Here is a 16205-nt window from a genome sequence, read left to right as displayed (position 1 = left end):
TGATGAGCTAGTTCATTCTGAAAGTACCGCGGATCTAATCTCGTCAAAGACAGCCACAGGTTTTAAGGTTGCTTCTTTTCCCTTAGAAGAAGAAATGAAGATCGGCCAATCCCCGGTTGATTCAGGACGGCGGCCGTGGGAACCTTTTACCAGCTCAGGCTTTAACGGAACTACATCCATGAGTGTCCGGAAGCCCAGCTTTTTCCGTAGTAATTTCAGACCTATTTTCAGCTTGGGGAATTTTATGTCAGGATCGATAAAAAGCTCCGCAGGGTCATATCCCGGCTTCCGGTGAATGTCGACTGTTCGGGCGTAGTCAGGAGCTTTTTTGTCATCCAGCCAGTAATAGTAACAAAACCAGGAATCCTTGTCGGCAATAGCAATAATATCTCCGGCACGTTCATGATCCAGGTGATACTCCTTTTTCTCTTCTCCTGTAATTAACTTTTCAATTCCGGGTAGCTCCCCTAGCAGTTTTCCTATTTCAGAAATCCTGCTTTTGTCCCTGACGTAAATGTGGGCGAGCTGGTGATCACAAACAGCAAAAGCTTCACTGGCGCCAGCATCAAAAACATCATAACCCAGTTCCTCCCTGACAGCGATACAGTTTTTTTCCCTTAGCAGTTTGTTGATATAAACAGGACGTTCTACTTCAGTTATTCCATATTCAGAAAGTAAAATTACTTCAGCACCTTTAGATTCATAGTAGTTGATAAGGTCCTGACAAATTTCGTCCACCTGTTTCAGGTCTTTGTCAATATTGGGATGATGTGAATCCAGGCGCTGAAAATTATAATCCAGGTGTGGAATATAAATGAGAGTCAAAGTGGGATCATTTTGTGCATCGACCATCTTCGAGGCCCGAGCAATCCATGTTGAAGCCTCAATTGAAGTGGCAGGGCCCCAGAATTTGAACAGAGGAAATTGTCCTAATTCCCTCTGCAGATCATCTCTTAAATGGGAGGGGAAGGTATAGATATCAGGAATTTTCCTGCCGTCTGCCGGATACATTGGGCGAGGGGTGATCGAATAGTCCACAGAGGAATACATATTGTACCACCAGAAAAAATTTGCACAGGTGAAATCCGGATTACTTTTCTTCAGCGTTTCCCAGATCTTTTCGCTTTGTACAAGCTGGTTGGGTTGCCTCCAGAATTTCACTTCACTTTCCTCTTTAAAAAACCAGCCATTGCCTACAATCCCTGTCTCTTCAGGATATTTCCCTGTAAGGTAAGTAGCCTGGGCGCTACACGTAACAGCGGGAAGTACCGGATCTATAGCTCTTACCTGTTTTTTTCCTGCCCACCCTTTTAAGAAAGGTGTTTTGTCTCCCACTAAATTCTTTGAAAGTCCAACTACATTAATAACGACTGTTTTTTTCATTTTTTAAAGGTTACTTAGCACCCACCGATATTCATGGGCAATAGATTCGGTTAAAGAGCTTTGATTCTTTTCGGGCAATACATCCCAGGTGTAGGTCTCTATCTCAAGATGAGAAGTGATCTCCTTCAGGTTTGGTAGGGAAAAAACCTTTTCTATTTGTTGCCGGGTAGAGCAGATCTCATCATATTCCGCAGCAAAAATGGGAACGTGGAAATGAATTCGCCATTCGGTGGAATGGGTCACGGGCAAACTTTCTAAGGCAGCCGGAAGATCTTTATAGCGTTCAAAAGAACCGTCGGGTAGTAAACCCACTACCTGATGTAAATAAACAGAATCTGCAAAAGCTGTCAAACGGTCCTGAATTCTTTTCCGCTCAGGTTGCTCCAGGGGAATAGCGATCTTCAAGGCTGAACTTATTTGGATTTTTCCAATCTTTATTCCTGCTTTCTCAAAATTTGCCATGACTTCAGATGGTTCCTCATAAAGAAGGGCAGAATGGCAAACATCATAGCAGATCCTAAGATGATCCAAAATGATGGCATGTGCTTTTTCCGCCGGGACCCTGAGCTTTTTTTGTAGAAGTACCCCAACATCCTGTACTAAATATTCAAAGAATGCTACCGCCTCGGCTGAACTTTCTACCATTCCATCCGGTTCGGGTTCTATATCCAGATGAATCTCTGTACCTGTACTTTCCTTCAGCTGAAAAAGCAGCTCCACAACAGCAGCGAAATTTTCAGTGATCTTCTGTTCAGTCTCCTTATCATTTTTAATATTTTTCTGAGTAAACCTATAAGATACGGGAGATGTTGAAATGCTGCCTGAACTAATTTCCGCCGGTATAAGCTTGCCCAAAATTTCAATAAGGTCCCCGGTGTATTTTAGTCTTTCCTTAGTGCTCCAGTCGGGGTCATGTACCTTTTCTTTAACATGCGTGGCGTGAAAAGTGCCGTAAGGGAAGCCATTCATGGTGAATACGTACAGGTCGTTTTGTTCAAGCCATTTTTGAAATTTGTCCAGCCCGTTATTTTCCAGGAGACCGGCTGCAGCTTTTGCCGACAATCTCAAGCCGATGCCAAAGGGTGTCTCAGGTGCCAATTTTTCCTTTAAAGGCAGGATATACTTCTTAAGCTGAGTGAAAGTGGTTGCCCAGTCTTCCCCGGGATGCACATTGGTACAGTAGGTAAGATGATAGTTTTTGTATTTCAAGATGCACCAATTTTTTGATCTTCCTTCTCAAGAAAAAGGATGGATTCCTTCATTTTATCCTGATCTATTTGATGTACCTCTTTCCCCTTGCCAATTTCTTCAAGTAGCATAATAGTGAGGTCCCCGCCTAAATGTTCCCGAAATTCCTGAAGGCCTTCGAGCACCTCAAATTCTTTTTCTTCCAATCGAAGTAATTCCGGCGTATATAATCTGAAACCCAGATTCCAAAGTAGTTGAAGCACCTTGTCACAAGTAGATTTTTTTATCAAGCCGGTCTTCCATGAATAGACGCAATCCAGAGAGATTCCTATAGCAACAGCTTCCCCGTGTCTTAAGGAGTAATTGGTGAACTGTTCCAGTTTATGAGCTGCCCAGTGGCCAAAATCAAGAGGCCGGGAGGAGCCTGTTTCAAATGCATCTCCCGAAGAGATATGTTCTAAATGAAGCTCTGCACATCTGTAAATGAGGTACTGCATACTTTCATTATCCCGGTTGACCAGTCTTTCGGTGTCATTCTTAATCCAGTCAAAAAAATTCCTGTCTTTAATAAGGGCCACTTTCACGGCTTCAGAAATGCCGCCTCGCCAGTCTCTTTCTTCTAAAGTTCGTAAAAACTGCTGATCATTGATGACAGCGAAGGGAGGGGTGAAGGTTCCCAGGAAATTCTTTTTGTTGTACCAGTTTATTCCATTTTTGACGCCCACGCCCGAATCATTCTGGGATAAAACAGTGGTGGGAACTCTTATCAGTCTTACTCCGCGATGCGCAATGCCTGCTGCAAATCCTGCGGCATCGAGCACGGCGCCTCCTCCAATAGCTACTACGAACGAATGCCTGGAAATGCCATATTTATTAATTTGATCCAGAACAGAAGTAACGTGATCTAAATAGTTCTTGCTCTCTTCGCCACCCGGTAGAATGATGGGATCGGGAAAATCCTCGAGTTGTAAAATATCTTCGCAGTAAGTCCTGATTTTTTCCTGAAGGCCCGGTGTTTTTTCAAGTAAACCACTGTCAACCACAAATAAGAGCTTTAATTTTTTTTCTGTCTTTCGACTGAATACCTGCTTAAAAGTGGGATTTGCAGGGGCAAAAAGATCTTCGGTAAAATACACGTCATACGCTACAGGTAGAGTGAAGCTTTGCCGGATGTTTGTTTTTTGAGCACTTATTTTGGAATTCATAACAAGGTTTTAAGTGACCGGGAACAATTTTCCGGTCAGGAAAGAAAAGGGTAAAAGAGTCAACACCACAAGCCCAAAAACAAGACCTGCTGAGGAAGCCGCAATGGCTGCGTTCATAACAATCAGGGAGATGATCCCCACTTTTACAGCCAGGCGTATTTTCTTAGCTGAAGGTTCTTTAATAGCCCGAACAAGGGGAGGCAGGATAAGAGCTGCAAACAGGATTACAAACAGAACAGTGGAAAAGAAGTCGCTGGCTTCTGATTCATATCCCAAATATGCAATAGCTGTAATGACCAAAAGATAAAAAAAAGCTGCCACATATAAGGGTTTCCGGGTAGAACCTGTTACCTCACCTTTGCTAATGGAGGTTATGGCTGCAATGTAAATTACCGGAATGAATAGCAGGTACCAGTTTTCCCCAGTGATAGCAGGAAGTATTGACATTCCCAGGAGGAGATTTAAACCCCTGCAAAGCCCCATATTTATGGGGCCTATCCAGTCAATATGTTTCCCTTTGGCGTCATAAGCGGTGGCTAAAACTGCAATAGCCACTGCCAAAAACCCTGAAACTACATTAACCACAAAAGAAGCTGCTATTCCAATCAGAAAAAGCACCACTCCCAGGCTCAAAGCCTCCTTTTTGGTCACCTGTCCACTTGGAATAGGCCGTTCCGGTCGTTCCTGTTGATCTATTTCGGCATCAAAATAATCGTTCAGGACTACCCCGCCACCATACAAGCCTGCTGTCGCCAACAATAACAGGTAGAGATCTGCACTATAAAATACGACTAAACCCCCGGCAACAATTGATGATCCCGCAAGTATATCTGCAAAGGCGGTTATGATATTTGCAGGCCTCATTAGCTTCAGGTATGGCAACATTTATTCTACTTTATTAGGATGTCCTCTTCGTTTGATTGAGAAGTCGGAATTTGTTCCCCACGTAGAACCGAATTCCCCGAGAATTTGGCATTGAGATCAATTTCTTTTTCCGTTTCCCAGTCCTCTTCTTTCATTTGTCCGCTGCGTCCAAATGCAACCAGTGCATTGCCGTAGGTTACCTTTTCAATATCCTTTTGATCAATACCTCTTCTTTGCATTAGGGCAGCTGTTTTTGGGACTGCGAGAGGATCACTAATCCCCCAGTCGGCGGCACTGTTTATGAATATATTCTTTGAACCGTATTGCTTCACAACCTCCACCATACGTTCATTTCCCATTTTGGTGTTGGGATATATAGTAAACCCTGCCCAAAAACCTCTGTCCAGAACTTCTTTGACTGTCTCTTCGTTGTTGTGGTCTATTACTACCCATTCCGGGTCAAGTCCATGCTCCAGGCATATATCCATGCTTAAAGAAGTACCTTTTTTCTTGTCCCTGTGCGGTGTATGGATCTGCACCGGTAGTTCCAGCTCTTTTGCCAGGTCCAGCTGTTTTCTGAAGTATTTTTCTTCTGCTTTTGTTTGTTCGTCAAATCCTATTTCCCCTATTCCCACAACACCTTCCTTGAGAGCAAACCGGGGCAGCAGATCCATCACTTGTTCTGCCAGTTCTTCATTATTGGCTTCCTTTGAATTAAGGCCGATGGTGCAATAGTGTTTGATCCCGAACTGACTCGCCCTGAACCTTTCCCAGCCTATAAGGCTACTGTAATAGTCTTTAAATGTGCCAACATTTGTTCGTAACTGGCCAAGCCAAAAAGAAGGTTCAATTATAGCTACAATTCCTGCCTCGCGCATACGGCTGTAGTCATCTGTAGTTCGGGATGTCATGTGAATGTGTGGATCTATAAATTTCATATGTCAATATTTAGGTGTGTTTTTGAGTTTCCCATTTTTCAAGTAATTCTTCCCACTTTCGGGAATCCGGAGTTGAAGAATTTTTATGTTGCTCATAAGCAAGAACAACAGCTTCTTCATTTATGGGATCCATTTGTTTTGCCCTTGTTTTAAATTCCCGAAAGCGATTTTCAGTTAAGGCAGGAGTAATTAATCGCCAGACGAGTGGATTAAACTCCCTGCCGGCAGACCATCTTTCTGAGACCAAATCCAGCAGTAACTCAGCAAGTACCGGATTGGCACGTTCGGGGATGCCGACAATTTTCCAAAAAGGCCTCTCCATAAAAGCGGCTTTAAGTACCAGCCGATTATAAGCTTCTTCTGAAAAATGTTCATAAGGATAAGGATTTTCCAATGTAATGGTGTCAAAGACAGAGGTAGCATTAGAACGGGTACCGCTGTAAGCTATTTGGAGAAATCTTTCAGGATTAGGAAACAATGGTAGAGCTGAATAAATAGTGATTTGTTCATTTAGATCTGCAGTTTCCAACAATTTTTCAACTGTACCTGAAAATTCTTCCGGCTTCTCTGACGCAAAAGAAAGCAGAAGCAGAATTCTTGCCGCCTGCTCTGAATCAAGATTCTCCGGATGCCAATTCTTTTTCAGCGTTTGCGCCTTAAAGGTTTCTTCAGGCCCAATATTCAGATCTTTTCGGGTAATTTTTCGAGGAACCTTAGAAAAAGCTAATACCAGATCCCTCTCATTTCCTTGAGATCTGAACTTTTTTTCTTCCTCCTCAAGCCATTTTACTTCTTCTGAAGAACAAACCTCAGCGATCCAATCTAGCAGTAGTTTTTGTGGCTGTTTCATTGTGATTAAATTTTTGGTTGCAGTTCGATGTGCCAATGCCTTTTTAATATAAGAAATCTAATCTTCATCCTCTGTTGTATTTATCTTAATTTCAGCTATAGGAAGAGGTAGAGCCTTTTCTCTGTTTTCGAAAGATCAGGTTTAATAAAAGGGCAAAACTGAGAATAAGAAGCCCGAAAAATTCCCGGGTGGCTTCAATCCATGGTTTTTCATCTGACATTGATCCGGTGATATTTTCTGCAGAATGCAAGCTGAACCAGGTGTAGACGCCGTTATGAATAAAAAACAAATACACAGCGTAAGAAACGAAAACGGCCAGGCCTGCATAATGTAAAATCCTACTATCCTTCCGGAAAATCGCCAGGGTACAGATCAGTGCACCGTAGCCATATATTGACATCCATAAAAGTGGATCCGGGTCGTTGTGTTGTATAGCGGCAGAAACAAGAAAAATTACTGCAAAAAATCCATTGGCTATTTTCACGAAAAGTTGGTTTTGAACATTAGTCAGCTTCGCCCCACAAGGTGCTGGAGGTTCTCATTTAAAGTTATAAACGTGATTTAAGAAGATTAGCCGATTTAGCAAGAATTTAGTTATTCATATAGATCTATGGTCTCTTTCTCGACCGTACCTTCAAAATCTGGAACCGGACGTTCCTTTTTTTCTTCCTCTGTTTCTACTATGCCGTTTTCTCTTATGTCATTTATTAGCCATTGCATTTCCATGATCTCCCTACGCTGCGCCTTAATGATTTTATCTGCAAGCTCTCTTACCCTAACATCTTCTATTTGAGAACGTTCGCTGGTTAAAATTGCGATTGAATGGTGAGGTATCATGCCTTCCATGTAATCTGTATCTGAAACAGTTACCTGGCTTCGTACCAGCCATATCGAACCACCTATTAGTAAAACTCCGAAAGCAAGAGTGAGCATATTAGCTTTTTTGTTTTTGTACATGTTGAGCATATACAATAACATAATAATGATCATTGCCCCTCCCATGATCATTGTCATAAACAATCTGGTTTCACTATACCAAAAATGATCTATAATTTGGTAAGAATGTACATACATCAGAAAGAACATGGCAATCATTGAAGTTGCTATCATTAAAAAAAACTTTATGTAAGGCTTTTTGTTGTTTTGATTATTTTCCATTTTTAGATTATTTGGTTAGAAGTTATTTCTGATTTAAGCTTAATTTGATTGAGTATTAAACGCTTTTACAAATTAAATAGCTTGAAAATTTAATTACATAAAAATTGTGTTAAATGTAATTTTTGTCTTTGGGAGTGATTTTCAGGATGATTTCTTTACGGTAAACTTTAAAGAGCTGTAGCCCTTGAATTAATAGTTTTCCAAGAGTGAAATAGGCCTGACCTCCCGGCTCAATAAGCTTTTTCAAAATAGGGCAAACTTCATTTTATATGAGTACGCCGCGTTCTTTTTTGCTTTTCTTTTTAGGACAAGTATAATAAGCTGAATAATCAAGCGGACCCGTGTCTGTAAGCCAATAGAGTGCTTTTGTGTTAATGCGGAAGAGATAGAAATAAAACAGGTCTTTGAGGTGGTAATTAATTTACTACATTTCGCTTTTCAGGAACATCATCCAGCTGGCCGCCGCCTTTGGAAGGCATTATACGATAACAACTTTGGAATCCCATCAGAATAGCAAAGAGAATTATAATTCTATATTTTACCTTCATCTTTTTAATTTTAACTATTGGGGAGCAGTTTCCCATACAATTGTTGTAGTGGGTCCTGGTAAATCATTTATGTACTGTAGGCCGGTTTTGTTCCTGTGACAATCATAATCTAAATAATCTGTTCCAGGTCTACAGCCCCTGAGTCATAAAATTGTATTGCAGCTTAGGTAGCTTCTGCCCACCACCACCACATGAATTGGAGTTTCGGGAATAGTTGTCGGAAGGAAGGAAATATTGCGCTACACAAAAAAGCGGTGAAAGCTAAATTTTTGAATCCTAAGACCGGAACGGAGCGTTCTGAATTCGAATTGTAGCTGTTTATTGGGATCAAACGTAGATTTCAAATTATTGAAATTACCGGGGGCGCGAAAAAGTTTCTGTATCAGATATAACGGGTAGAAAAAGAAAGGCTGCTTTTTTTTAGCAGCCTTTAAATAGTTTAAGTTTACAAGGATTAAGCTCTAAAATTTCTGAGATTTTTAGCACATTCCCTACAGGCTTCTGCGCAGTCTTTACAATGCTTGGAATCAAATTTCTCACACTCTTCCGCACATTTTTCACACATTTCAATACAGTAATCCACCAAATTTTGAACATCCTTGTATTCTGTAACAAGAATGTCGTTTAATGCCCTGCATACTGCTGCACAAGCTTTGTCCAGTCTTATGCACTCAACCATATCCTTTAGGTTTTCTTCATTTAAACAAGCGTCCGCACACCAGTTGCAGTGATTTACGCAGTTTGACATGCCTTTAACTAATTCTTCATTTCTCATCGTTATATTTTTTAAGTTTATTTCGAAATTACAGTTTAACGATGTAAAAGACCTTTTGATTTTAAATATAAAACCTTAGTTATTATGGGTTTATCACATTTTTAGCATATTTTAACTTTCTGTTTAATACACAACCTGCATGCACGTTCTGCTATAAATGTTTAAGGTGAAGAGCGTTTATGTTTAGGTTATTGAGAGTAGCATTCAGCGTTCATAGAATTCTTAGTCGCCCAATTTCTGAATTGCTTGGCTATACAAAAGCAAAAGGCGGCAGGCCATGTGGTTTCGGTGAATTATTACGAAAAATTCAAAACGTACAATTTTTCAAAATTGGTTAGATATTATATGTGCTCGTTTTTCCCGGAAAAAATAAAATTTACCTACAATAAAGATCAAAAAGTAACAATTCAAATGCCAACCCTGAAAATATCAAAGTTCTGTACTTATTCTGTACTTGATAAAAGAAAAAAGGCTTTCGATTTCTCGAAGGCCTTATTTTTATTGGTAGCGAGAGGGGGCACGATCCCCCGACCTCCGGATTATGAACCTATCTTCATTAATAAAATTAATCGTTGTAACCGAAGATGTAGATATTTTCAACCATAGCCGTTGAAAAACCATGGCAGCAACAGATGAAATCCAAAAATTTTTCTATTTCCGTACTTCAAAACGACCAAAGTATCCCTATTGCAGAAACGGCGCTCGCTTTGTATTTACCCGTTAACGGAGAAATTAATAACTTTGTCTAAAGCATCATCGGCATCTTTATGAATAAAATTTGCCTGATAGTTCAAAGTTGTTTTTAAGTCACTATGTCGATATAATTTCTGAAGCATTAAAGGATGTATTTTATCCCCAGCTATATTCCCGAAACTATGACGTGCAATATGATTTGATAAATTCTTATCAATTTCACATTGGCTGGCAATTCGTTTCAAATATTTATTAAACAGTTTTGTTGAATTTCTAGTTTTTATAAAAATATCCTCTGCGTTGTCACTCTTTGAATCCTTTAGAAAGGGAAATACATACCCATTATTTTCTTTTTGATTTTTTCTGTAAAAATTCAATATGACATTAGCTTTATCAGGAATTTTAAGACTTAAGGGTTTTTCGTTTTTATTCATAACATAATAAAGTCGGTTATCCTTAAAATTAGCCCATTTTAATTTGACCACATCTGAAATACGTATGCCAGCAAAGTAAAAGGCAATCAACCATACGTTGTGCGTATGCCAGATTGATGATTGAGGCTCAAATTGTAGGGATTCTATTTTTTCAACTTCCTTAGTTGTAAGGCCAATTTTGTTACCCGAACCGATTCGTATCTTTTCCTTTTCTCCCGCAAATGGATAAAATTTCGAAGCTACAGTTCCATCTTTAATAGCAATATTAAAAAGCGTTCTAATGAAAATTAGTTGATTTGATATAGTACGTGTTTTCTGATTCAAGTAGGTAGAACAGAAAGTTTTATATCTCTCTATAAATGCTTGATCGATATCCCGGAACTTCAAAGTCTTATTTTTCTTAAAATGATCTATGCCATCCATAAAAGAGTATTGAGATTTCCGTGCTTTACTCACCCTATCCTTTCTTCTTTGTTTTATAGCTTTAATTACATCATTTTTGGAGGACGAGGATTTAAGAGTAAGAAACTCTTCAATATTATATAAAATGGAAAGCTCTGATTTAGCAACCGAAAAAGTTCCACGATCATGTTTACTCTTAATTCGTTCTGCTGCAACTGCAAAGAATGACTTAGAGCCACCTGGTCCTTTCAATTTTTGTTTAGCCTGTTTTGGTGTCATGCTTTCATCTTTAGAATCAAAGTAAAGATCATTTGCCTCTGTCAACTTCTTCATCAAAAAGTTGTTCAGCTTTTTATGATTAGGATAGGTTCTCTTGGCTTTTCCTGCAACTTTATCCCAGTCCTTTTCGGAAATATATTGACCCAGCCACTTGTAATTTGTCTTATAATTTTCGCTAATTCTAAGAGCCAAAGGAATAGTGCCGTCCTTTTTCATCATATTTTTGCGCAATACAATTTTGATACTTGCCATAACCATCTTATTAGGAGAGTATAAAGATAATAAAAACTAGTACAGAATAAGTACAGAATAATTTTATTTTAGATGATATTATTTGATTTCCAAAAATATTAACGACCTTGAAAACAGTTGATTATAATGGCTTTTGGTCAAGTTTGATGATGTTAAGTGTCAAGCTCATAACCCGAAGGTCACTGGTTCGAGTCCAGTTCCCGCTACTAGCAAAAAAAAGGCTTCACATTTCTGTGAAGCCTTTTTTATTTCCACCTAGTACAGAATAATTCTGAATCTCTCATTATTAAATAAATCCTAAAGTTTCCATTTTTTATTCCCTGTTCTTTACATTATAAGAATTGTTAATCGCTAACAAATCATTTTAAATGAAGAACTTTACAATTATTGGAGGTGGGGCATGTGGCTCAGCCACTTTTATAGAATTAATCATCGAAATTTGCAGTCTCGGGCTTCAGGAAGAATTAAGTATTACACTCATAGAACGCAGGAAAAAATTTGGTTACGGACTTGCTTTTGGTTCCCGTCAAAAATCACATCTCCTTAATACCCAGGCAGAATTAATGGGAATTTATGCAAATGAACCCGGACATTTTGCGGAGTGGATAAAAGAAAAAGATGGTAACAAAGATGAAGTTAAGGTAGAAGGGAGCCTTTCTTCAGCGTATACCAGCCGGATTTTTTACGGAAATTACGTTTCAGAACAACTTGAAAATTATATTCAGAAAGCTAAAGAGCACAACGTCAAAATAAAGCTAATCAATGATGAAGCTGTAGATATCGATCGGGAAAAAAATAAGAAGTTTTCCATAACGCTGGAATCTTCAGAAACAATTACGGCAGATTATATCTTATTAGCTCCGGGAACGCCAAAGACCAATAAGTTTAAAGAATTTCGAGCTTTCAGATCCTATATAGATTTTCCCTGGCCTTCAAATCGAATAAAAAACAGGATTAACAAAGATGAAGCGGTGGGTATCCCGGGCAGCAGCCTTAGTGCAGTAGACACTGTAATGACACTCATGGACAACGGGCATACAGGGGAAATTAAAATGTTTTCCCCTTTTGGGATGTTGCCGCGTGTACAACCTTCTGAAAATAATAGCTTCAAAAGAAAATACCTTACGATTGACAATATTCATAAAATGACCAGGACCAAAATGCGCCATCCACGTGTAAAGGATCTTTTCAGGTTATATATAAAGGATGTTGAAGCAGCTGAAGGAAAGAAACTGGATTGGAAGAAACTGGACAGATCCGCCCGTCCGGTAAAAGATTTCCTGGAATACGACATTGCTGCTGCTGAAGGCGGCGGCGACCATCTTTTAAATGCCACCTATTCGCTTAGGTATGATGCCTCTCACATATGGGGCTGGATGTCTCTTCATCAAAAGAAATTGTTTAAAAAATGGCTTGGCAGTCATTGGTCGGCAAACCGTCATGCCATGCCCCTGCACAATGCAAAAAAATTGTTGTCCCTGTTAGAAAGCGGGCAGCTAAAAGTAATTCCGAAGAACACGAATATAGAATTTAGCCAGGAAGAACAGGAATTCAAAATTGAAACTGTAGGGGACGGCATGCATTATGTAAAAAAACTGATTAATGCCACAGGAACATCGTCCAGCCTTAAGGGTATGGATAGTGATCTTATTCATACGCTTCTGGAAAAAGACTATTTACAAGCCTATCCTGCCGGTGGCGCCGTGATTAACCCGCGTAGTATGCAGGTTATTTCAAAAAAATCTGGTGGCAACATATATGCAGTGGGACATTTGGCAAACGGTCTTTTACTGGATGTAGATGCCATGTGGTTTAATGTGAGGACAATTAGCAGGTTGGTAAGTGAAATTATTTTTAAAGTAGAACAGGATGGAGATTTTTCTTAAACTATATTCCGGTTTACTGCCTTACTTGCTATGTATTCCCGTTGGATACTTTTTAAAGCGGAAAGAGCTTGTGCCAAAGGAGTATATTCATAAGCCATTGCTCTTTGTGCTTATTCCGCTCCTGCTTATAGATCACGTTTTAAAAACCGAAATGTCCAATCTCATCATCCTGGCCAGTATGTCTTTTGGCCTGGCTTTCTTTGTCACTTTTCCGGCCATATGGTCTTTTAAAAAATTTGATGGGCTGGATAAGCCGTTGTTAATAAGTGGTTTCTCCTTTTTTAATGTACTTTTCTTCGGGATTCCTACCGTAAAAGCCATTTTTGATCAGGATGCCGTCACCACCTTAATATGTATTTACATAGGTACAGGTTTATTTGGTTATACTGTAGGGTACACTATGGTTGCAAAGTCTAAATTCGGAACAAAAAAATCTATTAAAGAAGCTCTTAAAGTCCCATTTATATATGCGTTTTTGCTGGCGATTGGCCTTAAGCTGTTTAATTATGAGCTTCCGGAATTCTTTACTCCGGTTCTTGATGTGCTGGGCGTAATTGTTTCGGCTGCAGGAATGACACTTTTGGGAATGAATATTACCAAGATAAATTTTAAAAACCTGGATCTTTCCTATTTCTCAAAAATACTTGGTGTTAGAACGGGCAGTGCAATATTAATAGCCGGCGTGCTCCTGGCTGCCGAATATTTTCTTTTTGATCTTCTTAATTCGCAGGAAAGAAGTGTATATTCTTTGATTCCGCTTTTTCCTATTGCTGCTACATTAACAGTATTCGCCTCCATGTTAGGTTCTGAAGAAAAAGATTCTGCTTTAATGATAATATTATCTATGATAGTATCACTTGTTTTAGTTCCTGCGATGGCTATGTTTTTTCAATAAAAATTTCAGTAGAACCAAAATTTAAAAGCATACAATTTATTTGAAGGTCGATAATTGCCATTTCAAGAGGGTGACTTGCAGAAGATCGGGGGGAAATTTTAGGTAGTTTGGGAAATAAGTTGGGTTGTTGTCTTTTTTTATTCTTTTTCTTTTCCATTTTCCCGCCTTCGCTCATTTCCTCTTTAACGTTTTTAATAAAGGCCGAAATTTGCCAATTTTCACCTCTCTTAAAATTTGCTCTTTCCTTTCTTCGCTCTTTTTCTCATTAATTTTTCTACTGAAGGTCGATAATTGCCATTTTTAGAGGGTGACTTGCAGAAGATCGGGGGGGAATTTTAGGTAGTTTGGGATATAAGATGGGTTGTTGTCTTTTTTTATTCTTTTTCTTTTCCATTTTCCCTCCTTCGCTCATTTCCTCTTTAACGTTTTCAATAAAGGCCGAAATTTGCCAATTTTCACTCCTCCTTAAATTTACTCTTTCCCTCCTTGGCTCTTTTGCTCTTTAACTTTTTTACTGAAGGTCGATAATTGCCATTTTTTGGGTGATGTTTTGAAGAGGAAAGTAAGCCAATAGCTTTTGAACGAGCAAAGCATGTCTTTTCCATATCAATTTTTCATAAAAAACCTTTAAACTCTCTCAATTAAAATTATGTTCTGTAATCTTTTACTAAATTTAGTAAAGACTGTGAATTTTTTGTCTTTTAGAAGATACTCTGGAATCTTTTTCTGAAGTTGAACATTTGTCATTAAAAATTTGAAAATAATCATCAGGACTGCAATAGGGTATAGTGTTGAAAAAGGCAATTCTCCATTCCCTGTTTTAGCTGAAGCCTTCGGAAACCCCGAATCTTAGTTTAAAGCAACTCGCCGTTGTTAGAAAATGTCCATGCTACTGCGAAAAATTCAGGATAAATGAAATAAAGATGAACACATAAACTAAACTTCATCTATGATAAAACCAAAAACCAACCAACCTGAACCGGCAGATTTTTCCGTAGAAAAAAGGGAGGTCAACCTTACCATAAATGGTGTAAAACAGGAAATTGAAGTAGAGGTGTGGACCTCTATCCTGGACCTGCTACGGGAACATTTGCACTTAACCGGGACAAAAAAAGGCTGTGACCACGGCCAGTGCGGTGCGTGTACGGTTTTACTTGATGGCACAAGGATCAATTCCTGCCTCACGCTTGCGGTAATGCACGAGGGCGCAGAAATTACCACAATAGAAGGATTGGCAAAAGGAGAAGAGCTTCATCCTGTACAGGAGGCGTTTATAGAACATGATGCTTTCCAGTGCGGATATTGCACACCGGGACAGATTTGCTCCGCAATTGGGCTCATTAACGAAGGAAAGGCTAAAAATCTTGATGATATTCGGGACCTGATGAGTGGGAACATTTGCCGCTGTGGTGCATATAATAACATAACAAAGGTAGTGCAGGAAGCGCTGGAAAGAAGCAGATCATGAGACCATTTTCATTCACAAAAGCGGGGGATAAAGCCACGGCAATAAAAGTAATTTCAGAAGCAGAAGAAGGGAAATTTATTGCCGGCGGCACCAATCTTCTTGACCTGATGAAATTCCATATCATGCATCCTGCGCACCTAATAGATATTACAGGTGTTGCTTTAAAGAATATAGAAGCGCTTGAAGATGGCGGATTGCGGCTTGGTGCGCTTGTTTCCAATGCCGATACGGCTTACCACGCAGAAGTGGAAAAGCGTTACCCGTTACTTTCCCATGCGATACTGGCGGGTGCTTCCCCGCAATTAAGGAATAAGGCTACAGATGGTGGAAATTTGTTACAACGAACCCGCTGCTATTATTTTTATGATCCTGCAACGCCCTGTAACAAGCGGGAACCGGGCACAGGTTGTTCTGCAATTAATGGTTATAATCGCTGGCATGCCATTTTTGGGGCAAGTGAAGAATGTATCGCCACGCATCCTTCAGACATGTGTGTTGCGCTTGCAGCTCTGGAAGCCAAAGTGCAGGTAACGGGGCCTGATGGGGACAGGATTATTCCTTTTGAAGATTTTCACCGCCTGCCGGTAAATACCCCGGAAAAGGATTCAAATCTTTATGAAAATGAAATGATTACAGCTATAGATCTGCCTCCCAAAGGATTTTCAGAAAACTTCACATATATAAAAAACCGCGACAGGGCATCTTATTCTTTTGCATTGGTCTCTGTTGCTGTTGGGTTGGAGATAAAGGAAGGGGAAATTAAAGAAGCCCGGATTGTATTGGGTGGGGTGGCCCATAAACCCTGGAGGAACAAAGAGGCCGAAGCTTTGCTGGAAAATATGAAAGCTACAAAGAAAAATTTTGAAAATGTTGCCGATGCTATTGTGAGTGAAGCAAAAGCATATGAATACAACCAGTTTAAAGTTGAACTTGCGCGGCGTTCTATCGTCCGTACATTAATGCAGGCTGCTAAAACAGAGGAATAAG

The 16205-nt window shown here is 39.5% G+C and carries 15 protein-coding genes; 4 read left to right on the top strand and 11 right to left on the bottom strand.

Features of this window, described 5'->3' with window-relative positions:
• Nucleotides 1–12: 12 nt before the first annotated feature.
• The 11 genes from RM541_RS08240 to RM541_RS08190 form a co-directional block, all read right to left on the bottom strand.
• Nucleotides 13–1383: an alkaline phosphatase family protein gene (locus tag RM541_RS08240; protein ID WP_311499739.1), complete on the bottom strand. Its 1371-nt coding sequence runs from the start codon at nucleotides 1381–1383 to the stop codon at nucleotides 13–15.
• A 3-nt stretch (nucleotides 1384–1386) separates the two neighbouring features.
• Nucleotides 1387–2592: a metabolite traffic protein EboE gene (eboE, locus tag RM541_RS08235; RefSeq protein WP_311499737.1), complete on the bottom strand. Its 1206-nt coding sequence runs from the start codon at nucleotides 2590–2592 to the stop codon at nucleotides 1387–1389.
• Nucleotides 2589–3776: a 3-dehydroquinate synthase gene (locus tag RM541_RS08230; protein WP_311499736.1), complete on the bottom strand. Its 1188-nt coding sequence runs from the start codon at nucleotides 3774–3776 to the stop codon at nucleotides 2589–2591. The genes eboE and RM541_RS08230 overlap by 4 nt, the downstream gene beginning before the upstream one ends.
• Before the next feature lie 9 nt (nucleotides 3777–3785).
• A complete protein-coding gene (eboC, locus tag RM541_RS08225; protein WP_311499735.1) occupies nucleotides 3786–4661 on the bottom strand; it encodes a UbiA-like protein EboC in 876 nt (291 codons plus the stop codon).
• 5 nt (nucleotides 4662–4666) lie between these two features.
• The gene (locus RM541_RS08220) at nucleotides 4667–5578 is read right to left on the bottom strand and encodes a TatD family hydrolase (RefSeq protein WP_265164181.1); all 912 of its coding nucleotides are present in this window, start codon (nucleotides 5576–5578) and stop codon (nucleotides 4667–4669) included.
• Nucleotides 5579–5588: 10 nt separating this feature from the next.
• Nucleotides 5589–6428, bottom strand: coding sequence for an EboA domain-containing protein (locus RM541_RS08215; RefSeq protein WP_311499734.1), 840 nt, complete (start codon nucleotides 6426–6428; stop codon nucleotides 5589–5591).
• A 91-nt stretch (nucleotides 6429–6519) separates the two neighbouring features.
• Entirely contained in the window at nucleotides 6520–6912 is a 393-nt protein-coding gene (locus RM541_RS08210; RefSeq protein ID WP_265164179.1) for a transmembrane 220 family protein, read from the bottom strand.
• 110 nt (nucleotides 6913–7022) lie between these two features.
• Nucleotides 7023–7586 carry a DUF305 domain-containing protein gene (locus tag RM541_RS08205; protein ID WP_311499733.1) on the bottom strand — a complete coding sequence of 188 codons (564 nt, stop codon included), beginning with the start codon at nucleotides 7584–7586 and terminating at the stop codon, nucleotides 7023–7025.
• A gap of 416 nt (nucleotides 7587–8002) precedes the next feature.
• Nucleotides 8003–8134, bottom strand: a complete 132-nt coding sequence (locus RM541_RS08200; protein WP_311499732.1) for a hypothetical protein — start codon at nucleotides 8132–8134, stop codon at nucleotides 8003–8005.
• A gap of 454 nt (nucleotides 8135–8588) precedes the next feature.
• Entirely contained in the window at nucleotides 8589–8909 is a 321-nt protein-coding gene (locus RM541_RS08195) for a four-helix bundle copper-binding protein (RefSeq protein WP_311499731.1), read from the bottom strand.
• Nucleotides 8910–9622: 713 nt separating this feature from the next.
• Nucleotides 9623–10969, bottom strand: a complete 1347-nt coding sequence (locus RM541_RS08190; RefSeq protein WP_311499730.1) for a tyrosine-type recombinase/integrase — start codon at nucleotides 10967–10969, stop codon at nucleotides 9623–9625.
• A gap of 368 nt (nucleotides 10970–11337) precedes the next feature.
• Between RM541_RS08190 and RM541_RS08185 the strand changes: the two genes are divergently transcribed.
• The 4 genes from RM541_RS08185 (at nucleotide 11338) to RM541_RS08170 (ending at nucleotide 16204) form a co-directional block, all read left to right on the top strand.
• On the top strand, nucleotides 11338–12855 hold the full coding sequence (locus RM541_RS08185; protein ID WP_311499729.1) for an FAD/NAD(P)-binding protein: 1518 nt from the start codon (nucleotides 11338–11340) through the stop codon (nucleotides 12853–12855).
• Nucleotides 12839–13750 (top strand): AEC family transporter, encoded by a 912-nt coding sequence (locus RM541_RS08180; RefSeq protein WP_311499728.1) that lies wholly within the window; start codon nucleotides 12839–12841, stop codon nucleotides 13748–13750. The genes RM541_RS08185 and RM541_RS08180 overlap by 17 nt, the downstream gene beginning before the upstream one ends.
• Before the next feature lie 949 nt (nucleotides 13751–14699).
• A complete protein-coding gene (locus RM541_RS08175; RefSeq protein ID WP_311499727.1) occupies nucleotides 14700–15218 on the top strand; it encodes a (2Fe-2S)-binding protein in 519 nt (172 codons plus the stop codon).
• Nucleotides 15215–16204: an FAD binding domain-containing protein gene (locus RM541_RS08170; RefSeq protein WP_311499726.1), complete on the top strand. Its 990-nt coding sequence runs from the start codon at nucleotides 15215–15217 to the stop codon at nucleotides 16202–16204. Before RM541_RS08175 ends, RM541_RS08170 begins: the two co-directional genes overlap by 4 nt.
• The last annotated feature ends 1 nt before the right edge of the window (nucleotide 16205 follow it).

The sequence above is a fragment of the Autumnicola psychrophila genome, from assembly GCF_031846645.1.
In the GTDB taxonomy this organism is placed as follows: domain Bacteria; phylum Bacteroidota; class Bacteroidia; order Flavobacteriales; family Flavobacteriaceae; genus Autumnicola; species Autumnicola psychrophila.
This window is presented reverse-complemented; position numbering and strand designations above follow the sequence as displayed.